Below are 23751 nucleotides of genomic sequence, written 5' to 3'. Positions count from 1 at the left end.
CTTTGGAACACGCATAGTAAGGCCTGCATCGAAACGCACCATCGTTTGGCTTAGCCACCACGATCAAGAACTAAGCGACCTAGACATAGGTGTGGGCATTGGAGTACGAGACCCAGCCCAATATTTACATCAAGAGGAGCGCAGATCTTAGCAAATGGAAAATTTTGCCGTCGATCTAGCTTGCTTAGAAGCTGAAAGCGTAGTCACTTTCATAATTTTCAGTAAAACTTAGCGCATGGCCAATCATTCCACTGGAATGTGGCCATAGGGAAATTTTATTACTGGAAGTAGAGTCGCATATGACCCTTTTCTAGCCGAAACTTTCAACCAACTTGCCTAAATCTGGCACCCTCTGGATCATGGTCGATAACTTCAAGATGTCTTCGTCAATCACTTTGTATATTGGTGCACCCGATGCCACTCACTACCGACCAGCTCACTGAGTACTTGGATTTCGCCGAGCAACTGGCGGAAGCTGCTGCCGCGGCCATTGAGCCCTACTTCCGAACAGCAATCAAAGTAGAGGATAAAGGGGGTCGGTTCTTCGACCCCGTCACCGCGGCCGACAAAGCAGCCGAGCAGGCCATGCGTAAACTCATTCGCAATCGCTACCCCATGCATGGAGTACTGGGTGAGGAGGAAGCCGCCTATGCCGGAGAAAGTGAACTGACCTGGGTCCTGGACCCGATTGATGGCACACGCGCCTTCGTCACCGGACTGCCCCTGTGGGGCACGCTGATCGCGCTCAACGATGGCCAGCGCCCGGTATTAGGGGTCATGAATCAACCGTTTACCGGTGAGCGATACTTCGGTAGCGCCCAAGGCGCCTGGCGCAATGGTACAGCATTGAAAACCCGGACCTGCTCACAGCTCACATCTGCGAAGCTGATGTGCACAACCCCCGATATGTTCGACACAGTCAAAAGAAAAAACGCCTTTGAACAGGTGGCGAGCCAGGCACAGTTGGTCCGTTTTGGCGGTGATTGTTACGCCTATTGCATGTTGGCCTCGGGCTTCGTCGATGTGATCATCGAGGCAGCACTACAGCCCTATGACGTACAGGCATTGATCCCGATCATCGAAGCCGCGGGTGGCCGAATGACGGCTTGGGATGGAAGTACGGCGCAAAACGGCGGCACCGTCGTGGCCTGCGGAGATCCCACGCTGCATACCCAACTGATTGAACTCCTACAGCATGCAAGCTAAGTAAAACGCAGGTCCGCCCGGGGCGTTTCTAACATGTAAAACATACACCAACGCCCCAGAGCAACCCTTGATAACTTGCTCGATTCATCCACATGCAAACCTTCAGCAGTATCCATGCAATCAGTGCTATTCATCATTACGAGACCACGGAAGCAGCCGCTTGACCGCTCGCGGTGCGCACCCTGATAGCGAAGCCTTCGGCCTTCTTGCGCTCAACGAAAGCCCTCATATAGGCTGCACCCGCTTCACGCAGGCGAGGCACGGCCATCACCTGACGAATGGAGGTGAACACACTCTCCAGCACCCGATAACGAGAGCCGGCCGCAGCCATCCTTTCCAGCGGCTGACCCACACCCGCCGCGGCGTCCAATCCTTATCGAAGTACAGGTCTACCGCTGCCCCTGACGTCTCGGCCGGCTCCAGCGGGGCACCTTTTAGGGTGCGCGCCAGAACAGGTCATAGCCGGCGCCCTTGCCAACGGCGAACCGTAAGTCTGTCTGATCGAAATCATCGACTTAACAATCAGGCGTGTCAGCCGCTACTAGGCAACCAACCTAGATGACCAAATACGGTTCGCTCCCTGCTACACCCACTCAACTTATACCCTCAGGATTACAACCCTGCCCACACCCTTTCGGTGATCGTCACCCCCAAGACGACAAATCCCGCAAACTATTGTGCGGGATTTGTCGTTGAACATCAGAAATGAAAAACAAAACCCGTTTGGATCACCAAAGGATTCAAGGTGACCTCAGCCTTAACAGGAGCACCATTCAATGTTCCCGTTGCTTCGCTCTTGAGATAGATTTTTTTCACATCAAGAAATATGCCGTATTCTCTGGTAACCCAGTACTCGGCGCCCGCCTGGATCTGGAAACCCCACTCATCTTTCACCTCTAGCCCTTGAACAGCCCCATCCTTGGAACTAAATATGTGCATATAGGAAGCGCCTGCGCCGAAGTACGGACGTAATGCGTCATCTTCGTTGAACTGATACTGCAATGAAAAGACAGAGGGTGCGTACTTGGCTTTACCCAGGGTACCCACGCCTTTTGCAGTCCCAGTTCCGGAGAGCGTAACCTCTGGAGGCGTTCCGAAGGTAAACCCCAGCGACCAATTAGGAGTTAGATCGTACCCAATCTCTACAATGAACGCCGTATTGTTGTTTGCTTCAGCGTTCGCACCGGGAATTTTAGTGCCAAATGCTTTAAGCGTCGCGTCCTCAGAGTAATCGATATATCCCGGGCCGACACGCGCCCACCATGGAGAGTCCTCCGCAAAAGCTGGTCCGGCGGCAGCAGATAAAAGTCCCGCACAGGCGATTGCAACTAATGATTTACGATCACGACAAGTTGAGTGCTGACACATTTCGTAATTCACTCTTTTTTTGTTAGTTTATTTTTGAGTGCAAAAAACCTCGCCAGCCAATAAAGATCATGCTGATGAGTTATACCTGAACAAATTCAGCCCGCCGAACAAGCGAAGCCCTTGACTTCAAACAAAACACTAACGAGCTTTAGTTTTCAATAGCTCCGAAACTATTAAACTCACGACAAGATAACATCCAAGTTTTTTTCAGAACCAAGTCGATCTTGATATCCGCGTTTTATCGCAAATTTTTAGCATCGTGTAGCGCCAAACATTGGCGTTTTGACATCCCCCTCGACGCTTCATTACTACTGGAGAAATGAAGTCGTCGAGCACCATAGACTCAGGCTGTTGCGGACAGCTGCTTTCGAATGTCCATTCGATCAAAATGCGCCCGTTTCTCGATGATTTTTCCATCAGAAATCGTGAGTAGCATCATCAGGGAAAATCGCACTCTAGTCCCTTTCGGCTCAAACCCGTCGAACACTCCGGTTTGCCGCCCATCGAACAACATGTAGGCCGCAACCTGATCGCCCTCGGCAAACAAAACCTCGATCGTAAAACTGAAACCCTCAAAAGCATCGAAATTCTTTTTCTCCGACTGGACGAAACCTGCAGAGCCAAGAATAGGTGTGTCCACCTGGGTATAAAACACAAAGTCTTCGTGGCAGAAGCTAGCCGCAGCCGCGTAATCCTCGCGCTGAACAGCTGTATAGAACTTGCGGACCAACTCTTTGTTCGCTTCGACTGACATATCCACTATCTCCTTGCTAAATCGGTGTTTGGTTGGGTGAATCAGAGGCTGTAAGTCTCGCCATCCTCGGGGATGAGCAGTCGGTCGGTCATGCCCTTTTGCACAGAGAACTCACGAAGCTCTTGGCGCGTCAGTACGGCATGGTTCACCGACTCCATATGAGTGGCAATTAGCGTTGCTTGGGGTGCGGCACGGAAAACTTCGTAGACGTCCTGCTTACCCATGATGATGGAGCCGAGCTCGATCACCTGGGCATCGCCAGCGTTGAGAATGACAACCTCGGGCTGAAACTGCTGCAGACTGTCCTGAACGTATTGATTCCAGATAGTGTCGCCGGCGAGGTAGAGCGTTTTCTCATTCGGATGGCTAAATACCACCCCACACACCTCGCCTAAAATCTCGCCCATGGCCGCGATGGCGCCATCGGTGCCGTGCTGACCGGATGTCTGGAACAGCGAAACGCTGTTAAATTGCGCCCCTTTTATCAGCCGCACATCGCTGAAACCTTGGGACAGAATCAACTCACGGTCTTGCTCATCCTGGGTAAAAATCGGAAGGTGCTTGGGAACCAACGCCTTGGCTGCCTCGTCCCAGTGATCTGGGTGGGTGTGGGTAACAATGACGGCGTCAACATTTAGAATCTCATCCATCGACACCGCTAAAGCCACCGTAGGGTTGAATAAATGGCTGTTAGCCGTGCCCTCAAAACCTGGATAAGCCCCCTTCTCTGCCAGCAAAGGATCAATGAGGAACCGACTCCCTGCGTATTCGATGATTAGCGTGGCATTACGTATTTGTCTGACTTGCATAATATTTCCTCGGCTCAGGTTGTTTTATATTAAGGACCGATCGGTCCAAAATAGCTAAAAAAACTCTCTAGGATTATCCATCCAAATTTGAGAGTAGCAGATGCAAGGCACTCTCCAGATCATCTTTTATATATCCTGCACGCGCCATCACCTGTAATCCAGGGAAGGCCAAAACCAAAAGACGGGCCAATTCGCGGGCGCTCCGCCGACTGGCCAATGAACAATCTTTTTGTCCCCGCTCAATAGTGCTCACCAAGGCCTCCTCAATGAGACGGAAGTCATCCATAACCCTCAGACGAACTTCAGGATCATGTGCCGCCATCTCGACAGCCTGATTGATGCTCATGCAGCCACGGGATTCCCCAGGTTTAACGATGTCCGTAAAGAGCAGGCGGAAGAACGTCTCGATAGCCTGCCGTGCCGGGCCATTCTCCAGGGCTCTGTACATGTCCCTGGCACGTTCTTGCCTATAGAGGTCGAACGCACTGATGAACAGTTCGTGCTTGCTGCCAAATGTGGCGTACAAACTACTCTTGCTCAGTCCGGTTGCGCTCAGGAGATCAGCCATTGACGTGGCCTCGTATCCTTTGCACCAGAACATGGCCATTGCCTTGTGAAGTGCTTCCTGTGTGTTGAATTCCTGGGGTCTTGACATGATCGATTAGAGGGCTCTAGTGCGAAGAGTGCAAATACTCCTACTTTGCATGAGAAGCACTTTAGCAATTATGGACCGATCGGTCCAGTGCATTTATATACCGCTCATCACTAAGTAGCGTCCGCAGATACCAACTCTCAACCCCTCACCTAAACCCGAAACTGCTCCATCAATCCTTGTTGGTGATTAGCCAACTTGTTCAACGACTGACTTATCTGCGCAGACTTTTTCGACTGATCGGACAACGACTCAGTGACATCACGTATGGACGCCACATTCCGAGTCACCTCTTCAGCGACAGCGCTCTGCTCCTCTGCCGCGCTAGCGATTTGCAGGTTCATGTTATTGATGATCGAAACCGCGTCGCTGATACGCAGCAGTGCCGTCACTGCTTGTTCGACCTGCCCTGCACTGCCCTGAGCCTGTTGGTGATTGTTGTTCATTGCGCTCACTACCTCATGAGTACCACGCTGCAACCTCTCAATCACCAAGCGCACCTCCTCGACGGAGTCTTGTGTTCGCTTTGCCAACCCTCTCACTTCATCGGCAACAACAGCGAAACCCCGGCCGGCATCCCCCGCCCGCGCGGCCTCGATGGCAGCGTTCAGCGCCAATAGATTGGTTTGCTCGGCAATCGCACGTATGACATCCAGTACAGAACCAATTTGTCCGCTACTAGCCGCCAGACCCTCGACTTCTCTTACCGCAAGACTCATGTCTTTAGCCAAACCATCTATCATGTGCGTGGTTTGCTCTATAACCGCAAGACCATCTGAGGTCGCCTGCTCCGCACCTCGGGCAGCTTGAGCAGCCTGTGCCGCGCTATTGGCCACGTCATGAGCTGTGGCACTCATTTCCTGCGACGCCGTGGCCACCTGTTCGATTTCCCTGAACTGGTGCTCCATGCCTGTACTTGTTTGCTCGGACAGTGTCGCTGATTGGTCTGCCGTAATACGTGCATCATGCACCGACGCCTTCACGTCACGGATTATTGGTTGAAGTTTGTCCAGGAAGCGATTAAACCAACCTGCCAACTGACCCAATTCATCACTGCCTTGATAGCTTAAACGCTTGGTTAAATCGCCCTCACCGCTCGCGATATCGCGAAGCATACTGGAGACACCCAAGATCGGCTTACTGACGCCACGGGCGGTCAACCACAGCACAACCAAACCAAACAGAGCCACGCCTGCGGCAAGGCCTGTTTCCCATAGAGCTCCGGTGAGGGTTCGCTCATCCAGTTCTTGATGCAGAGCAAGCGCAGGCTCCAACAAAATTGCTCGCGGAACCTCTATGACCAGTCCCCATGGCTTGCCTTCAGGAATCACATTCAGCGGCTCCAAAATGCGTAAGCTGGTCACCGTATCAATAGCCTGAGACTTACCGGAGCTCAGCATCGACAGGAGGCTGGTTCCGCTCTCCTTGACGCTATCCAATGTCCGGCCTAGGGAACTTGGATTATGACTGTCGCCAGCGATTAGTCCTGCAGAGCTGACTATTCGCAATGTTCCCCTACCGTCATACAACTGCTTGCTTCCATCCAGACTGAGCTGTTGCAGGCGGCTCAAGCTGATATCCGCGCCGATGATCGCGACGACTTTGCCTTTTTCGATCAAAGGAAAAGCAAGGGTGGTCATCAGCAATGGCTGGCCAGACGTGTCGTCGAAATAAGGATTGAGCACGCATGGTCTAAAAGTTTGCTCTGGGCAGCTATACCATGTGTTGAACGGAGTTCCATCCAACATTGGCGTGGTATCCGCAATGATTTTCTCGGGTACAGCCATGTAACTGTCCGTGGAATCCTTCTGACTCCAGTAAGAAGCAAATCGCCCTCTTTCATTACTTCCAGAGTTTGGCTCATCCCTAAAACGCGCATCCTGGCCATCCAGTGCGTCAGGTGCGAACACTACGTACAAGTTCAGTAACGAGGGATTAGCTTTTAGGCCGTCGTGGACCAACTGATTCAGATCCTTGCGCAACTCTCGGGGATCGACCTCATGCTTGGTAGCCTGATCGCGTAGCTGTTGGACTTGTCTGGTGAATTGGTTGCCGTAGTGATAAATATCCGAAAAAAATCGCTGAGTAGTCTCAGCTTGCTGTTGTCCACGAGCCTCCATACGTGCACGCGCAGCAGCCTCAAGCATTTGCGAATTAGCTGATTTTACGAGTTCCAGGCTGGTATTCATGCGATACAGGGAAGTACTAACCAACAGCACTACGGTGCAAAGTAAACAAAATCCTGCTAATAACGTGATTTTCCACTTGATGGAGACGCGCGCAAAACGCATAGATACCTCCCCGTGCCCGGGACATTTTTATTGTGGGGTCAAGCCAGTCACATAACGTGACTACTCTCCGATTGATATTTCTGCGCGAGCAAAAAGCTCATCAGCTAACGCGTTTTTCAGCGCCAAAGAAATCGCAACGCGCTCCCATTAAGGAGAGAGCTTCCTTGAACTCTAGAGCGCGCCCTTCCTCCATGAGGATACTGGCTAAATACCCAGCCACGCGAGCGGCTCCCAAGCTGGCCCCAGCCATGCCCGTTCCGCCATATTCGGGAGAGTTACTCCAGGCTCCGAACAAACGAGGCCCTAGGCGCGAAAGTTGTTCCCACTGACATCTCGCGTCGCCAGTACCACCAATCACACTATCGTAACCAGCCGGATAACAAGCGATACCTCGGGCCGGACTAGCCGCAACAATCAGCACCTTCTGCTTATTGGCACTATGGATTGCCTCGCGTAAAGACGCACGATCAGCAGCTAATCCCAAGCTCATGCAGATAATGTCCACACGATCAGGCGGTGGTCGTGAAACAAACCAATCGACGGCCATCGCGACCTGAAGAGCTGAGGTAACTGGCCGTTCGTGAAACACCTGTGCATGAGTGATCACAACAGCACTACAGCTTTTGCGAATCACCTCAGCGACTTTAGTTCCATGTCCCAGCCGATCCGGCACGCACGGCTCGACGACGCCACCGGCTCGAAAAGCCAGAGAACCTTCGATTTCTGTCAAAGGTCCTCCGCTATCAATTACGCCAATACGAATGACCATTACTGAACCGTGAACAACCGCAAGGCCGAGTTGTTTGACATGTTTGCATTACCAGGAAGCTTCAACTCTCCCACTTTTTCCAATGTCGCACCGTCATAGACAAGTAAATCGCCGCCTGCGCCACCAATCCAAACATATTTATTATCAGAACTAACAACTACAGAATAGAACGTATGAGGAAGATTTACCTGCTTGAGAGGTTTACCTCCATTGGCCAAATCGAAAGATTGCAGCACATTATAAACGGCATACGCACGTTTGTGATCCGGGCTAGCCGCCATCGAAAAATAGATTGTTTGCGTTGGCTCTATGTCGTTCATTTGTATCTTCCCTTGTTTCAGATCAAGGGTAAGCAGACCTGTTTGAAATGCATCCGGGGAAGCTGGATCTTTATTACGTAGCTTTACATAGTACGGCGCAATCATGAGTTGAGAGTTATCGTATTGATACCATACATTCAACATATCCGGAGGAAAGTGGTCCTTTTGCGACCATTTTTGAATGGGCAATTCCTCCAGTTGTCTTCCAGACTCAGCGTCGAATACATACAAGTCTTTACCGAGAGCAAAGATTTTTTTGCCGTCAGTCGAGTACATTAGCATTGTGACTTGACGAGGAGCTGGCGCTGTAAATTTCAACGTCAATGTTTCTGCATCGTATAACGCGATACGCGTGGGCTGGACCTTGAACTCGTTACGAAGATGTTTAACCGGGTTCTGATAAACGGCGATAGTTTTGCCATCCGGTGAGAGATTCATTCCCCAGGTAGCCCACACACGCTCATCCGCCTTGCTCATATCCAGACGGAGCAGATTTTTCCCTGTTTCCATATCCATCTTGACAACACTTTGACCGCCATTAGCCAGTACATATACATATTTGGCATCAGGGCTTACCGCAGAAACAATCGGCGTAGCGCCGCTATTTTCCACAACAAAATTTTTTAATATCTGCCGATTATCCATATCAACAATGAAAACTTTGTCAGGGTGTGCAACAACTGACAAGAAATCTTTGGCGATGACAGGGGTGGCGCCCATTGCACCGACCATCGATAGCGCAGCGAAACATATTGATTTTATCATTATTATTAGCCCTTAGATTCGGGGAAAACGGAATTCAAATTACGCCAATCCTGAGTGGGGTCTGCAGTATCCTTACCCCAGTTAGGATAAGTGGACATCGTGTCGGGTACTTGTGCTGGCCACCAGCAGGGGTCAGAACAAGCGTACAGATCTGCTTCCATCGGTTGACACAGGTTGGAAACACCACCAAACCCGTCGATCTCCCATCCCGGGTCAAAGGAAGTTGAACATCCGACCAGGGCATTCATTGCCACAACTTCTTCCTCACGACCTTCGGCGTGGGCTTCGACAAAAATCTTGGCCTTGGCATTGGCTGGGGTGAGATGTTTCATACTTTGGCGCTCCGTGGTTCGATATGATTACGGAAAAAACTAGGATTGTTTTTCATGATTCGCACGTAAGATTCGATTCCGAAATCAACCCAGTCGCGCAGCAAATCGCAGTAGTGATAAACAGGAGCAAACGGGTCACCTTGTTTCGCATAAGATTCGTGATAACACCCTCCCGCACAAATTGAGCGAATTCGACAGGTTTTACAGCCGAAACTACTACGATCTTGAGCGCCCTCAATGAACGCAGCTAATTTCGGAACATCGATACCGCGATCCACGTTGCCGTAAGTCGGTTGGTCAGACCCAACGAAGCGATGGCATAAGTGGAGGTCGCCATCCTTGTCGACAGCCAGCAGTCCCAAGCCGGCACCACAGGGCACTACTTTTTTAGTACCTTGAGCGATATCTGTTAATAACTGGTGCATATTTGAGAAGCCGATATTTTCACCACGGCAGGCCGCTTCGACATACCGCCGACCCAACGTTTTCATGTCGTTGAACACTTGCTTCAAAGCATCGTTATCCAAGTTAAACGATGCGATTGGACCTGAAGTAGCTGGCCCAAATCCAACTTCAGCAAAACCCAAATCATTTTTCAGATGATTATGGATGCCGAGCACATCTGTAACTCCCCTGGTAAGCGTCACGCGGACACCTACAGCGCGTGCGGTATATCGCGAGAGCAACATACGTACCTTGCGCGCCACCACGTCATAAGTTCCGTTTCCGCCCACCGTAATACGGTTTGCATCATGCATAGCTTTTGGACCGTCCATGGATACAGTTATGCCAAAGCGATGCTCGTTGAGCCAATCAACCATCGACTCAGTTAAAAGAGTGCCATTAGTGGTTAGTGAAAAATCAATTTTCTTGCCCTCCTCCGCGGCTCGAGCTTCGGCATAGGGAACCATTTCGCGTATAAGCGCATAGTTGGAGAGTGGTTCACCACCAAAAAAAACGAGATTGACCTGGTCTCGATTTTTGGCCTGTTTAAGCAACATCTCAAACGAAGCCTTGGCTATATCGAAGCTCATCTTCACGCCCTTGGAAGGGGTCGTGAGGTCTTCTTTGTAGCAATAAGTACAGGAAAGATTGCAGCCTGTATTCACATTGAGAACGATTGTCGAAAGCGGAATTTCTTCGACTTTAGCAATAGCACGAGGTAATTCTGGTGAGCCGGTCTCACGCAAAATATCCAGATCGATAAAACTACTGACACACTCCGCAAGGCTCTCGACGGAATGCCGCGAACCAAGTTCGGTGCGCATGACATCGCTGTCAACGCGGTCGATGCGACTGAATAAGTCATATACATCGCGCCCCACCCCATCAAGCTCGAAAAGGCTGCTACTGGGGACATGCATCATCATCGCATGACCATCCACATTGATTTGATGCGCGTTATGTCGAATAAGAGTAAGCGCTGTCATGGGAGCCTCAACGAATAGGGGTGTCGACGAAACGCTGGACGGTCACATAGAGGTGAGCCTCGCCCGGCAGAGGTTTGCCGTTATCGTCAACTGTGGCGATTACCTTGAGATTGCCAAGGTTGTTGGTGGACATCGGCCGCTCAGGATTGAGACCGGCGTCCGCCGGAGTGAAACGGCCGTTTTGCTCGATGGAGCCTGCGTACTTGGAGTCCTGCATCTTGGCGGCGCCTTCGTCCCAGTTATCTACGGCCCACGATGCGCTAAATGTACCAACACGAATGTCGTCATCCGTTCCTGGTTTCCGGTCAGCTCCGTTCAGGAAGCCTACTGCCTCAAATTGCGCGGGAACCTTTGCGATAGGACCGCCATTGCCACCCACCCGGGCGATAGTTTGTTCAGGCTCTACGCGAACACCGTCAAGCTTTGAAAAGACCACGAGCGGCGCACTTGCCTTGCCGACGCCGACCTTCACAGCCCCCAGTGCTTTTTCTGCGGAAAGCTTCAACACGACCTTGGTATCACTCTGAGAAACAACTGTTCCTGCGACACCCTTCGGCAGAACCGGCTTACCGGACAAGCCTACGCCGACAAGCGTGATCTCACTCTCACCGCCAGTTCTGAGGTAAGAAGGACTAACAGAAAGAATGCGAGCCGGCGCATTGGCTGGAGAAGCTGTCAAACGCCCGCCAATAACTTCATTGGATTTTTCGAACCAACGACCTGAGAGTGATCCGTCGGCATTCAAAGCAAACACCTGACGAATTTCCTGCTTGCCGTCGCTTAACGTAGCACGCCACTCCCCCTCACCCAGCAGCACACCCCGTCCTTGATAGGTTGTAGCGCCGTCCTTGTTGTCAATTGTCATTGAAACATCGTAGCCCTCCTGCGCAGGCTTCAATGACAGTACTCCAGAATAGTCCCCGCTTCCTGGCTGGTGACCTGCGACAATCCAACTCTCACCCAACTTGGTATCCGCTGCCTTGGGAGCCTGACCTAGCGGGTAGTTTTTTGCCAGGAATGGCAAGACCTGGCCATTGACATATGTCCACCAATCTCGGTCACGCGCCATTGCCTGAAGTTCTAGTGTCGGGAATTGCCCAAGGTGGAAGTTGAGCAGTTTTTCCCAGTCTGCTGGGGTTCGCCGTTGTAACGCGACTCGAGCATAGGAGTGACATCTCGAGCAGGTCTCGGTCATCATTTGATTGGGCGCCACGTCCACCGCTACCGGTTCCTTTTCCAGGATGTAACGCCGCCCCTCTGTTTCCTTCACGCTCAATCCGCGCGTCTGGGCTAGATACTTCACTACCGCCGTACGATCATCCTGACTTAGCGGAACATGATGATTGCGCATCATCCGAACTACAGTCATATCCCAAGCTTCTGGCGTTTTTCGCACAGCGTCTATGCGCTCCAAACTACCGTCTGCCGCGATATGGCAAGCAGCACACATAGTCTTTACAACCTGTTCCCCTGTCTGCGCTGCTGCGAACGGGGCAATAGCGAGCGCCAGGACGGTACTACACGAGATGAACGCAAGTCGGCGGAGTGGTTTCATCGATCAGAATTCCTCTGGCTCTTCACAAGGGACGGAGCCCATGCTGGCTATTTTCTTATGATGGTGACTTAAGTTTTTGTAGTTATGGCACCAAAACCCAAGGTAGGTTGCGGGCGCCTGTTCGATCAAATACACATTTCGTGCCATCACATATAACTATCTGTTTAATATAGTTTTTTTATAATTTTGTCTGACATCAACTGATGCGAGTGGTCGATTTCTGAACACAGTGTTCAATCCAACAAATACACCGATACAGTCTAATAAGTGCCTAGGCCATTGCTGGCAAGAACTGGGCGTCCGCCAGGATGGGCGATCAGTGAGCAGGGATGCATAGAACCGAAGCAAACACGTCGGCGTTGAGTCAGGGCGAACGAGCCGCGATGGATTGCGCTCGACCAACGACCGGTGCATCGACCACCTGCCCATTCAGCACGCCCCCCTTCCCCCGAACGGGCGGTCTCGATAATGCTTTGCGCCCAGTGCAGCTCTATTGGGCAGGGTTTCAGCGCCTTATTAATGAGCGCGACTTGACTTGGATGGACACCCAGAAAGGCGTCTTGAGCCATTTGAACAAGATGCCTTCGGGTGCGATAAGCAACGTAATTTGTAGAAGAAACCGTCGTCGTTCTCGATAAAGCCCAAACCAGCGTTACTTCGGTTCTCGCGCAGCTTGCTGGATGGTGCGCACATTAACGCCATGCAGCGACTCGGCAGACTTGTCAATACTGTCCGGCTCTAGGAAACCGGTGAGATATGCCTCAGGAAAACAAAAATGTCGCTGTTAGTCGGGCAATGGGCGATGGGCGATGGCGTCCAAGGTGCGGTTGAGGTTATATGCGGTGTCGCCGTCGCCCCCCCCCTCCCTGCCAGTTGAAGACCTTCGAGCCGTATTGTCAGGCCTTGTTGTCGAGTTGGATGTTGGACTGCATCCACTCGCTTTTGCCAAAGATCGATGCATGTATCTACTTCTGCGGCAAAGTTGGGGGGGTGCGGCAAAAAACTTGGACTGGTTATGCCGCGAGGCCCAGGCTCTCACGATACTCAACGGGACTGAGAGCGCCGAGGGAAATCTTTATCCGTTTCTCGTTGTACCAGCGAATGTATGAATCGAGGGCCTGAATGAACTGCTCGATGCTCGTTGACTGCCAGTTGCGAGGATAGAACAGTTCCGTTTTCAGCCGGCCGAAGAAGCCTTCACAAGCCGCGTTGTCAGGCGAGCATCCCTTGCGCGACATCGAACGAATCAGCTTCGCATCAGCGATGCGCGATAACCAACCGGGCCAGCGGTAAAGAGCGCCACGATCGGAGTGAACGCCGTTTGCTGTTGCGGGCCATCGTTTCGACGGCGGCATCCAGCATCGTGTTCACAAGGCCGGCGTCCGGGCGCGTGCCGATCGACCAACTGATGACCTTTCCATCGAAGCAGTCGATCATGGGGGACAGGTACACCTTGCCGGCCGGGATCTGAAACTCCGTGATGTCAGTAAGCCATTTCTCATTCGGAGCAACAGCCGTGAAGTCGCGGTCGACGAGGTTTTCCAGCCCGGGACTGATCTCCCCCAGGTAGGAACCGTATCGACGCCGTTTCGGCTTGGCGACGACTAGGCACTCCTGCTTCATCAAGCGCTGCACCACCTTCTCCGACAGACGCACACGCTGCCTGCTCAGCGAAGCCCGCATCCGGCGGTAGCCATAGCAGCGATGATTGCGCTCGAAGATGTCCGCCATGGCACGACGCACTTCAGTGTGCTTTTCCGCGACCTGCATTCGGGCTCGATGATAGAAATAGGAGCTCGGGCCAAGCCCAGCGCTTCAAGCAGCTCTGACAAGGAGTATGTCTGCCTCAGGGCATCAGCCAGCAATGTCTTCTCCCGATTGGTCAGGACTTGCCGGTCGATGCCCGTATCTTTTTTTATGAGTTCATTCGCCTTCATCAACAGGTCGTGCTCAAGCTGCAGACGGCGCACGTCGAGCCGAAGAGATTCAAGTTGCCGCTCCAACTCTTCTCGTTCCGGTGACGATGGAGTTTCTTGTCGGCGTTTCATGGATGCGGATGCCTCTGGGCCGAGTAGCTGATTTTTCCAGTTGTACAAGGTCGGCCTGCACACGCCCAGCTTTTAAGCCACGGCTTTCGCACTCTCTTGTCGCGTGCACAGCGCGATGACCGCGGCCTGCTTCATCGCTGGCGGGCGCGCTAGCCCGTCAGATCGACCGACGACGCGCGTGTGCAGTTCGGGGTGCAATTTGTGAATCCAGGCACGCAACGAATCCCGTGCCGGGTAGCCCAGCGCCTTGATGGTGGAGGCGATGCAGCGCCCGTGGTCGAGATAGTACCCGACAGCCTTTTCCCTTTGGCCCAGTGAGCACTTCGGCTTCGAGAGCATGAACATCAAAAGGCCGCCATCTGCACCATGCATTCAGTTCACAAGCACGAGATTGTCTCCTTCAAAAACTGACAAAACCACAACTGAGCGGTGCTGTCCCCACTGTGCTCATGCCAATGCAGGCTGACTTCAAACTCAGGCACAGTGAATGGAAGATCTAACGTCTTCAGACCATTCTTCTGGGCGTAAACCGTGGCTACACGTTCTGGCAAAGTCACCAATAGATCGCTAGTGGAAATGATTTCCGGCAACACGCTGAAGTGTGGCACACGAAGGCTGACGGTTCGTTCCACACCCGCTTCCCGTAATCGATCCTCAACGAAATGATGGCCTGTCCCGGCAGAGACTACGACATGTCGCTCATTCAGGAACTGTTCCATCGAAACAGACGCGCCGATTCTGGGGTGCGGGCCTCGCAACATACAGACATAGCGCTCGACGAACATCAACTCGCACTTGGCCTGAACCGGGACGTAGCTGCGGTTACACACCGCAGCATCAATTTTCCCTGTCCTCAGCCACTCATCCATACGATCAATCTCGACCTGTATGACCTCGAGCTCAACCAGTGGTGCCTCTACCTGTAGGCTTCTCAATACATGCGGCAAGAAAAAAACCTCCCCCAAGTCGGACAGCGCCAATCGGAATCGGCGCGTTGACAATTTCGGGTCGAATTTTCGCGTGAGAGCAACCGCACGCTCGATATCCGTCAGCGAAGTTCTGAGCGACCCATAAAGCTGTGAGGCGAGTACCGTTGGCTGCATACCTTCACGGGTACGCTTAAACAAAGGATCCCCCCACTGATCGCGTAGACGTGCGAGCGCATAACTGACTGACGGCTGTGTGACGTGCAGCCTCCCGGCAGCGCCGCTGACGCTGCCGGTTTCATAGATTGTGACGAAGACTTTAACGAGGTTCAGATCGATCATAATAATATAGATATTTCTTATTTTAATTACAAAAATATATCTATTTGATCTATCAAGCAACTGCCCATAACGTGGCATCTGAAGGGGAATTCGAGACGAACCGATTTGCACCCCACAGAAAACAACAACAAGAGTACATGCCATGCAACGCATCAACGCTGTCGACATCCTCGACACAGCGAAGCTTAACCGCTTCCACCTTTTACTCGTGTTTTGGTGCTCCTTCATCATGCTGTTCGATGGCTACGACCTCGTCATCTATGGCTCGGTGCTGCCCCATCTGATGACCGAATGGAACCTTACGGCTTCACAAGCCGGCGTGCTCGGCTCTAGCTCCATGGTGGGCATGATGTTCGGTGCGGTCATTCTGGGCACTACAGCGGATCGATTGGGGAGGCGCCCGATCATACTGTTCTGCGTCGCTTTGTTCAGCGTGGCTGCATTCATCAACGCTTTCGCATTTGATGCCACTACGTTTGGAATTTGTCGATTTCTGACCGGCGTTGGATTGGGTGGCGTGGTTCCAAACCTGGTGACAATCCTTAAAGAGATGGCGCCCACCCAGTACCGCAATCGTCTGATCAACCTGATGCTCAGCTTCTTTGCAGTAGGTGGTTTGTTGTCGGCACTCGCTGGCATGTACCTGATCCCTTTGTTGGGTTGGCACTCACCGTTCTACATCGCAGGACTTTCATTGCTTTCTCTGCCACTGCTCTACAAGACTCTGCCTGAATCGGTTGCCTATCTCGTTCACCAGCACCGTCACGAGGAAGTGGGCAAGCTGCTACAGGAGATCAATCCCAGCCACAAACCCTCGGGAAAAATTCACTACGAAATCGAAACGGCCGCGAATACAGCTGGTACTTCGATGGCTTCGCTATTCAGTGATTCGCGTGCGGTTGCAACCGTAATGATGTGGGTCGCTTTCGGAATGTGCATGTTGATGGTCTACGGCCTCAACACCTGGCTACCGAAACTCATGAATAGCGGTGGATACCCGCTTGGGTCGAGCATAGCCTTTCTGCTGGTTATGAACATCGGTGCACTCATCGGTCAGCTTGCCAGTGGCTTTGTTGCCGACCGCTGGGGATGCAAGCCAACCTTGCTGTTGTTCTTTGCTCTCTCAGCAGTATCTATCTTACTCTTGGGTGTGCGTCCTGGCCCGATCACACTGTACCTGATTCTCCTGGTTGCCGGCGGCGCCACAGTGGGCTGTCTATCGGTAGTGCACACGCTTGCCGCAGATATCTACCCCGCAAATGCACGATCAACTGGAGTAAGCATGGCAGCTGCCGTTGGTCGTTGCGGTGCCGTCGCCGGCCCTTTGCTGGGTGGCTACCTGTTCAGCCTGAGCCTGCCTTTTGAGCAAAACTTCCTGCTGTTCGGCCTACCGGCTGTCGTGGCCGTAGTCGCGGTGCTGCTGATTTCACAGCAACACTCAAACCAGGTCAACGAAGACACGCGGTTGAAGCAAGGCATTTAAACCTATCACGTAACCCGTTCAGGTTCGTTGCTCACCTGCAACGGGGCTTTGGCGCGGCGACAACGCCGCGTCTCTTTTTTCTAGCAGATCGGACTGTTGCTGCATTCGCGGCTAGGCCAACTGCGCCCGAAAACTCAAACACAATAATAATTTGGATTGGGATTAATGAAAAAAATTGGTCGGATCGGTTGGGCTTTTTCAGGCTTGGCAGCGGTATTTGCAACCTCAGGTCGCGCAGATGTGTTTAAAGACAGTCATCTTTCACTGGGTCTACGCAACTTCTACGTAGATCGTGACTTCAAGCAGTCCGACGCGCCCAAATCGCGGGTTGGCAGCTGGAGCCAAGGCTTCGACCTACAGTTCAAATCAGGCTATTCGGAAGGCCCCGTGCAATTAGGACTGGACGCATCTGGTCAGTATGCCTTTCGCTTGGACGGCGGTGGGGGTCGCGGCCCCGACACGGTACTCCCTTACGATAACAGTAAGCATGAGCAGGCACATGACTACGGCCGAGCTGGCGTGACGGCCAAGATCAAAGCGTCCAACACGGAAATTCGGATCGGTGAGCACAGACCAATGTTGCCGGTTGCTTTCATCGATGACTCGCGGCAACTGGTCACAGTTTTTGAGGGCGCTACCATCGAATCCAACGAGTGGTCGAAACTGACTCTCAACGCTGGCCGCTTCTGGAAAATCGCGACGCGTGCATCGTCGAACCAAGAGGATATTTACCTGTTTGGGGATTCGCCTGCGCAGAGCAGTGATGGTCTGAATTTCGCAGGCGCCCGTTACGACTTCACGCCTGCACTCAATACGACGTATTACTTCGCTCAGCTTGAAGATATCTACCGACAGCACTATGCAGCCGCAGCGTATACCTGGGATATCGGAGACGGATATAGTCTCAAGACAGACTTGCGGTACTACAACACTCAAGACGAGGGCGCAAAGCTTTCAGGTGATTTCGATAACCGCGCTGTTGGCATCATGACTGCCCTGCGTAAAGCCGCTCACACCTTCACCTTCGCTTACCAGCGCATGAGCGGCGACGATGCCTTCCCGCTACTCAACGGTTACGCGCCCCAACCCTTCTTGGTGAACTGGTCAACCATTGCGTTTTACAAGGCCGGAGAGCGCTCCTGGCAGGCGCGCTACGACTATGACTTCGTTGCTATGGGGCTGCCTGGGTTGAAATTCATGACGCGCTACCTGCGCGGTACGGATATTGATCGAGGCCAGGGCTTAGCGGACAACGTTGAAAGCGAAACCAACTTTACTATGTCGTATGTCATTCAGAGCGGCCCACTACAGGGGGTGGCGTTTGAGGGACGTAACATCAAAGTCAAAACACGATACGGCGCAGACTTCGATGAGAACCGCCTGATCACAAGTTACACCTGGAAATTCTGGTAACCCGCGCGGCGACAGCACAGCCGTTGCTGAAGCTAGTCGCCGACGCCTTAGCGCAAAGAGATGCGATCATGGGAATCGAACTGTTGAGTGACCGTAGCAAGGTCTTTGATAAAGCTGATCCCCACATGGTTTCTGCCTATGTGAAGACGCATGTTGGACACCACGAGATATCCCTATCCCAGCCTGGCAACCACGCGATGCTCAGCCACCGCCGACTCGCCGATCTAGACCTCTGCCATATCAGCTATGGGAGCTTGACCAGGGTAACTTCTAAATCCCTTCGAGATAAATACCACCTGCAGATCATGCTGCGTGCTGCCTGCCTGCAACGGGAAACGACCCAGCAACGTACACTCCTTGCCGGCGACCTGGTGGTAATAAATCCCCACGACCCGGTCGATCTAACGTACTCGAAGGACTGCGAGAAATTCATCCTCAAGATTCCGGTGGCGTTGCTGGATGTAGTCTGCAACGAGCAGCACTGGTCTTCTCCCAGAGAGGGGCTGCGTTTCGGTAGCCAGTCTACAAGCTTGAAGAGATTCAAGGGTTCGCTCAGTTGTTAAGCCTTGTCTGTCGTGAGGTAGAAATGGAGGACAATCTGTGGCCGGTAGAGAGGCACTATGTCCAAATCATCGCTCGCAAGGTGCTCACCTGCTTGGCGACAAATTTAGACTTCCAAAGCATAGATAGTCACACACCCTCGCTTCAGCGGGTCATGAACCACATCGAAATGAACCTGAAAAACGAGATAAGCGCTCAGGCTTTAGCCAATTTGGCCAACATGAGCTTGCGCGGCCTGTACCTATTGTTCGATCAGCAGGTCGGAGTAACGCCGCGACGGTACATCGTGAGGAGAAAACTGGAGCGGATCCGGGCTGCATTACTCAACCCCGACTACCAAGTGCGTAACGTGACAGAGCTGGCAATGGATTATGGCTTAACGCACTTGGGCAGGTTTTCGGCTGAGTACAAGGAGCAGTTTGCAGAACTACCTTCCCAGACCTTCAAGCGAAGATCGCAGGTTTAGTAGAGAGGAATGCCCCGGGGCCACAAATTCGGGCCCAGGGCCGCTTCATTTAAGTTAAGTAACGCTCGATTTCTTTCTCCCGCCAGATGATACCTACGCCCGGCAAGTCAGGTATCACTGCATTACCATCCACGAACTCGAGCGTCGGTTCAATCACGCTACCCGCGAGATCCAGACGCTCCAGCCAATGCGCAGTAGGTGATGCTGCTAGTAAGTGCGCACTTATTTCCTGGAAGAGGTGACTGGACATCGGCAAGCCGAATTGCTGTGCCAGTGCACTCGCTCGCAGCCAGCCAGTGACACCGCCAATCTTCATGGCATCCGGCATAGCCAACCGGCAAGCACCAGCATTCAGCGCCTTGAACATATCTTCAGCGCCAAGCCAATTTTCCCCCATCTGAACAGGCACATCCAATGCACTTTGAATGCGCTGATGGCCTGCATAGTCGTACTGCAGCGTTGGCTCCTCGATCCAAGCAACGCCCAGTTCCTGCAGAGCCCGGCCACGTTTTATCGCGGATGGGACGTCCAGACTCTGGTTATAGTCAACCATGATGTCGAAATCGTCGCCCACGGCGTTGCGAATACTGCGAACCACTGCAAGATCCTGGGTGAGCGTTGGATAACCGATTTTGGTCTTCACCGCGCGAAAACCAGCTTCCGCTGCGGTAACTGCACGTTGGGTTGCCAACTTCTCGCCATCCAGGCTGTGACTGTCGTATGTAGGTACCGGACGCGGGGTAGCACCGAGCATTTTCACCAAAGGCATCTTGTGAGCTTTTGCCAAAGCATCCCATGCAGCCATATCGATGCCAGCGGCCGCCATGCGGATCAGCCCCGTGTAGCCAGCAAGGCAAAAGCGTTTGGCCAACATGGATTCGAGGTCTAAGGGTGCCAGTGGTTGATTCACGATCAACTGCGCCATGTCATCCAACAATTGCTTGAGTGACTTCAGCGCCACCGGAGTATAGGCAAACAGATAAGCGTGTCCGACTACTCCAGCGCTAGTTGCCAGGTCTATCAGAACTAACGGAGCTGTTCCCACCGTTCCGACAGCGGTGTGAACTGGATACGACAGCGCCACGTTGATGGCGCGAGTACGCAGATTTGTAATCAGGATGTCGCTCATACGTGTGATCCTTTGACGCGAGATGACTTGATGGAAAGAGGTCGAGCACCTCCATCGTTTTGAAGAAATACCGGAGAGAGCGATGCGATAGAAGGGCAGCCGATCTGCGCTAGGGTGCGATCGATATCTGCCTTCAGCAGTCCCAATACCTCGTCGACACCGACCTCCCCACGTGCTGCCAAGCCATACAGGGTGGCGCGTCCAAGCAACACTGCTTCAGCCCCCAAAGCCAGAGCTTTAACGATATCGGAGCCTCGACGAAATCCACTGTCGATCAACACTGGTTTGCCGGTCATAGAAACTGAATCAGCCAATGACTCCATGGGCGATACTGCGCAATCGAGTTGGCGGCCCCCATGATTGGAAAGAATCACTCCGTCAGCGCCTTCAGCGATGCAACGCTGTGCATCCTCGGCGCTCAACAGCCCCTTAACTAAGAGCTTGTGAGGCCACAGATCTCGCAGCCAGCACAACGCTCGCCAATCGAAGCTTGAATCCATCTGCCGGCTCATCAATGCGGCTTGCATCTCAAGGCTTGATGTCTGACTGCTGACGAAATTGGCCAATTGGGGCATTCCGTGGCGAAGAAGATCGAATGACCAACGTGGGTGCAGACAGCCGTCGATTATGACTTTAGGGGTGTAGCTCATCGGCATTTTGAATCTGTTGCGAAGATCCCGTTCGCGGTAACCATTGACGGCGACGTCGGTGGTCAGAACCAATGTGGTGTAACCGGCGTGCAATGCCTTGAGAACCATACCTTGGGCTACTTCGCGATGGATCACATAGAGCTGGAACCACAGCTCACCATCACACTGGCGTGCGAGATCTTCGATCGAAATGTTGGAGGCAGTAGAAAGGACGAACGGAATGCCGGCTTTGGTCGCGGATTTCGCTAAGGTCAGGTCACCATTTGGCCAGAGTGCCCCGTTCAGGCCAGTCGGCCCGATGAGCAACGGCATAGCCTGACGCTTTCCAAGTATTTCAGTCCGCAAGTCGCGGCGGCTGACGTCTACCAACCGCTGAGGTTTGAACCGCCACTGTTGGAAAACGGAACGGTTGTGCTCAAGACCATGCTCATCTTCAGCACCTCCTTCAAGGTAATCGAACACCGTTTTGGGCAGGCGCTTTTGGGCCAGCCGGCGATAGTCCTCGACACTGAACAAATTTTGTTGAGTCATAATCTGGCACTCACTTAGCAGGGCTAGTGGTGCTGACCTCAATCAGCACCGGCTCCTTGGAAGCCAAAGCTTCGGTAAGAGCACACTGTAGTTCCTGCACTGTCCCGGCCTTCAACGCGTGGACACCATAACCTTTGGCAAGCGAGCAGAAATCAATGCCTGGCACGTCCAGCCCCGGAACATTTTCCGCTTCGAGCACTCCGGCAAACCAGCGCAAAGCACCATAGGTGCCGTTGTTCATGATCACAAAGATGGCGGGAATGTTGTATTGAGCCGCAGTCCACAGCGCGCTGATGCTGTAGTTGGCCGAGCCATCACCGATGACCGCGATGACTTGCCTGCCTGGTTCGGCCAATTGCACCCCAACAGCCGCTGGCATAGCGAAACCGAGTCCACCAGCGGCACAGAAGTAGTAACTACCGGGGTTACGCATATTGAGGCGTTGCCACATCAATGCGGTGGTCGAGGTTGATTCGTTGAGGTAAATGGCATCTGTCGGAGCCATCTCATTGAGCGTGTCAAATACAGTTTCTGGTCGGAGCGCTCCCACACCCTGCTCCACCGCCTCTGGCTCGGTAATTGTGGGTGGCAGCGGGTTGTTTCTTTCGCAGACTCGGGCGGCTAGTGCCGAAGCCATGACCCCAATATCGGCCACGATTGCATCGCCCATCGGGGCCCGCGCGGCTTCGAGCGGATCGCATGTTACAGAGACCAAGCGCGTCCCCGGCATGAGGTACTGTCCTGGATCGTATTGGTGATACCGGAACACTGGAGCACCGAGCACCAACACCAGATCGTGGCCTTCCAGGAACTGGGAAACAGCTGCGATACCCGCAGGCAGCAACCCCCTGAAACATGGATGACGTGTAGGGAATGGACAGCGTGGTGCGGAAGGAGCGACCCATACAGGTGCCTTAAGACGTTCGGCCAAGGTCACGCAGTCGGCGTTTGCATTGGCAGCATCCACGTCCGGCCCAAGGACAATAACCGGATTAGTAGCATTGCTCAGAGCGCTGGCAAGTCTTTCCAGCTCCTCATCATTCACACGTACGGCAGAGCTGACGTTTCGATCAAACAGGTGGTGAGACTGCGGATCTGTTTCCTTATCCCAATCATCGTAGGGAACGGAAAGATAGACCGGCCCACGCGGAGCCATGCTCGCCATATGAATGGCTCGGCTAACTGCATGAGGTACCTCCGCGGCGCTGGCCGGCTCGTAGCTCCATTTGACTAAAGGCCTGGGAAGGTTGGTTGCGTCGACATTCGTCAACAGCGCCTCCACACCAATCATCGCCCGTGTTTGCTGACCTGCCGTAACGATCAGCGGCGAATGCGAGTTCCATGCGTTGCTCAATGCCCCCATCGCATTGCCGGTGCCTGCCGCGGAGTGCAGGTTGATGAAGGCTGGCTTGCGACTGGATTGTGCATAGCCATCAGCGATACCAACAACAACCGCCTCCTGAAGGGCGAGGACGTATCGAAAGTCCTGTGGGAAGTTTTTAAGAAAAGGCAATTCATTGGAACCAGGGTTGCCAAAGACCGTATCAATGCCCTGACGGCGAAGAAGCTCATAGGTTGTGCTATGTACCGAAGCCATGGCGATTTATCTCTTATCAAACGATGAGTCCCAAGATAGAGCTGATGTTTAAATAGATCAAATAGATACTTTTTTGTATTGTTTATAGACAATACTTATATTTATTTAAGCCGAGGCTAGGCGTGTTAAGCAGCGCCTCCTTGCGGAGTTATCGAGGGAAATAAATTCGTACGGCCTTACCAGGGATCGCGCTGCCAAGCCCATCAGTTTGAGTACCACGACTCGATAAAGTGGCGTGGCCCGCATGCCGATGGCATTGTATGAATGCAGGGATGCTCTTACTGAATACCGCTCGAAAGATGTGCAACGCAGATCCGGAGTACCAAGCATAAGTCTGCCGGCTGACTTATCAAA

The 23751-nt window shown here is 52.8% G+C and carries 17 protein-coding genes and 5 pseudogenes; 4 read left to right on the top strand and 18 right to left on the bottom strand.

Features of this window, described 5'->3' with window-relative positions:
* Positions 1 to 414 precede the first annotated feature (414 nt).
* Complete coding sequence (gene hisN, locus AC3WWR_RS20425; protein WP_401314396.1) at positions 415 to 1206, top strand: histidinol-phosphatase; 792 nt, start codon at positions 415 to 417, stop codon at positions 1204 to 1206.
* Positions 1207 to 1342: 136 nt separating this feature from the next.
* Here the strand turns inward: hisN and AC3WWR_RS20420 are convergent, their stop codons facing one another.
* The 15 genes and pseudogenes from AC3WWR_RS20420 to AC3WWR_RS20350 form a co-directional block, all read right to left on the bottom strand.
* Positions 1343 to 1498: a hypothetical protein gene (locus AC3WWR_RS20420; protein WP_492599007.1), complete on the bottom strand. Its 156-nt coding sequence runs from the start codon at positions 1496 to 1498 to the stop codon at positions 1343 to 1345.
* 407 nt (positions 1499 to 1905) lie between these two features.
* A complete protein-coding gene (locus AC3WWR_RS20415; protein ID WP_492599006.1) occupies positions 1906 to 2586 on the bottom strand; it encodes an OmpW/AlkL family protein in 681 nt (226 codons plus the stop codon).
* A gap of 331 nt (positions 2587 to 2917) precedes the next feature.
* Positions 2918 to 3328, bottom strand: a complete 411-nt coding sequence (locus AC3WWR_RS20410) for an ester cyclase (protein ID WP_401314390.1) — start codon at positions 3326 to 3328, stop codon at positions 2918 to 2920.
* Positions 3329 to 3369: 41 nt separating this feature from the next.
* Entirely contained in the window at positions 3370 to 4137 is a 768-nt protein-coding gene (locus AC3WWR_RS20405) for an MBL fold metallo-hydrolase (protein WP_401314388.1), read from the bottom strand.
* A gap of 73 nt (positions 4138 to 4210) precedes the next feature.
* Positions 4211 to 4744 (bottom strand): TetR/AcrR family transcriptional regulator, encoded by a 534-nt coding sequence (locus AC3WWR_RS20400; protein ID WP_401314423.1) that lies wholly within the window; start codon positions 4742 to 4744, stop codon positions 4211 to 4213.
* A 197-nt stretch (positions 4745 to 4941) separates the two neighbouring features.
* Positions 4942 to 5457 (bottom strand): annotated as a pseudogene (locus AC3WWR_RS20395) (methyl-accepting chemotaxis protein); the annotation flags it as partial.
* A gap of 342 nt (positions 5458 to 5799) precedes the next feature.
* A pseudogene (locus AC3WWR_RS20390) lies at positions 5800 to 6909 on the bottom strand (PDC sensor domain-containing protein); the annotation flags it as partial.
* Between the two features lie 271 nt (positions 6910 to 7180).
* The gene (gene qhpE / locus AC3WWR_RS20385) at positions 7181 to 7849 is read right to left on the bottom strand and encodes a subtilisin-like serine protease QhpE (RefSeq protein ID WP_401314386.1); all 669 of its coding nucleotides are present in this window, start codon (positions 7847 to 7849) and stop codon (positions 7181 to 7183) included.
* The gene (peaD, locus tag AC3WWR_RS20380) at positions 7849 to 8889 is read right to left on the bottom strand and encodes a quinohemoprotein amine dehydrogenase subunit beta (protein WP_401314384.1); all 1041 of its coding nucleotides are present in this window, start codon (positions 8887 to 8889) and stop codon (positions 7849 to 7851) included. Before peaD ends, qhpE begins: the two co-directional genes overlap by 1 nt.
* 50 nt (positions 8890 to 8939) lie before the next feature.
* Positions 8940 to 9266: a quinohemoprotein amine dehydrogenase subunit gamma gene (gene qhpC / locus AC3WWR_RS20375; RefSeq protein WP_126588088.1), complete on the bottom strand. Its 327-nt coding sequence runs from the start codon at positions 9264 to 9266 to the stop codon at positions 8940 to 8942.
* Positions 9263 to 10696 (bottom strand): quinohemoprotein amine dehydrogenase maturation protein, encoded by a 1434-nt coding sequence (gene peaB, locus AC3WWR_RS20370; protein WP_401314382.1) that lies wholly within the window; start codon positions 10694 to 10696, stop codon positions 9263 to 9265. Before peaB ends, qhpC begins: the two co-directional genes overlap by 4 nt.
* Positions 10697 to 10703: 7 nt before the next feature.
* Positions 10704 to 12251 carry a quinohemoprotein amine dehydrogenase subunit alpha gene (gene peaA, locus AC3WWR_RS20365; protein ID WP_401314380.1) on the bottom strand — a complete coding sequence of 516 codons (1548 nt, stop codon included), beginning with the start codon at positions 12249 to 12251 and terminating at the stop codon, positions 10704 to 10706.
* A 364-nt stretch (positions 12252 to 12615) separates the two neighbouring features.
* Positions 12616 to 12826: pseudogene (locus tag AC3WWR_RS20360) on the bottom strand (HpcH/HpaI aldolase/citrate lyase family protein); the annotation flags it as partial.
* Positions 12827 to 13264: 438 nt separating this feature from the next.
* A pseudogene (locus tag AC3WWR_RS20355) lies at positions 13265 to 14629 on the bottom strand (IS3 family transposase); the annotation flags it as partial.
* 47 nt (positions 14630 to 14676) lie between these two features.
* Entirely contained in the window at positions 14677 to 15573 is an 897-nt protein-coding gene (locus tag AC3WWR_RS20350) for a LysR family transcriptional regulator (RefSeq protein ID WP_492599015.1), read from the bottom strand.
* Between the two features lie 136 nt (positions 15574 to 15709).
* On the opposite strand from AC3WWR_RS20350, the gene AC3WWR_RS20345 reads away from it, so the two are divergent.
* From AC3WWR_RS20345 to AC3WWR_RS20335, 3 genes and pseudogenes are all read left to right on the top strand, one after another.
* Positions 15710 to 17050: an MFS transporter gene (locus AC3WWR_RS20345; RefSeq protein WP_492599005.1), complete on the top strand. Its 1341-nt coding sequence runs from the start codon at positions 15710 to 15712 to the stop codon at positions 17048 to 17050.
* Between the two features lie 165 nt (positions 17051 to 17215).
* Positions 17216 to 18463, top strand: coding sequence for an OprD family porin (locus tag AC3WWR_RS20340; RefSeq protein WP_492599004.1), 1248 nt, complete (start codon positions 17216 to 17218; stop codon positions 18461 to 18463).
* 68 nt (positions 18464 to 18531) lie between these two features.
* Positions 18532 to 19490, top strand: a pseudogene (locus AC3WWR_RS20335) (AraC family transcriptional regulator).
* 49 nt (positions 19491 to 19539) lie between these two features.
* On the opposite strand, the gene AC3WWR_RS20330 reads toward AC3WWR_RS20335, so the two are convergent.
* Genes AC3WWR_RS20330 through mdlC form a run of 3 tightly spaced genes read right to left on the bottom strand, consistent with a single transcriptional unit; the run spans position 19540 to position 23397 of the window.
* Positions 19540 to 20619, bottom strand: coding sequence for an enolase C-terminal domain-like protein (locus AC3WWR_RS20330; RefSeq protein WP_401314378.1), 1080 nt, complete (start codon positions 20617 to 20619; stop codon positions 19540 to 19542).
* Positions 20616 to 21800: an alpha-hydroxy-acid oxidizing protein gene (locus tag AC3WWR_RS20325; protein WP_401314376.1), complete on the bottom strand. Its 1185-nt coding sequence runs from the start codon at positions 21798 to 21800 to the stop codon at positions 20616 to 20618. Before AC3WWR_RS20325 ends, AC3WWR_RS20330 begins: the two co-directional genes overlap by 4 nt.
* Positions 21801 to 21810: 10 nt before the next feature.
* Entirely contained in the window at positions 21811 to 23397 is a 1587-nt protein-coding gene (mdlC, locus tag AC3WWR_RS20320) for a benzoylformate decarboxylase (RefSeq protein ID WP_401314374.1), read from the bottom strand.
* Positions 23398 to 23751 lie beyond the last annotated feature (354 nt).

It is taken from the genome of Pseudomonas sp. EB271-G4-1, assembly GCF_058791355.1.
Note: the sequence above shows the minus strand (reverse complement) of the source record. Positions and strands in the feature narration are given on the sequence as shown.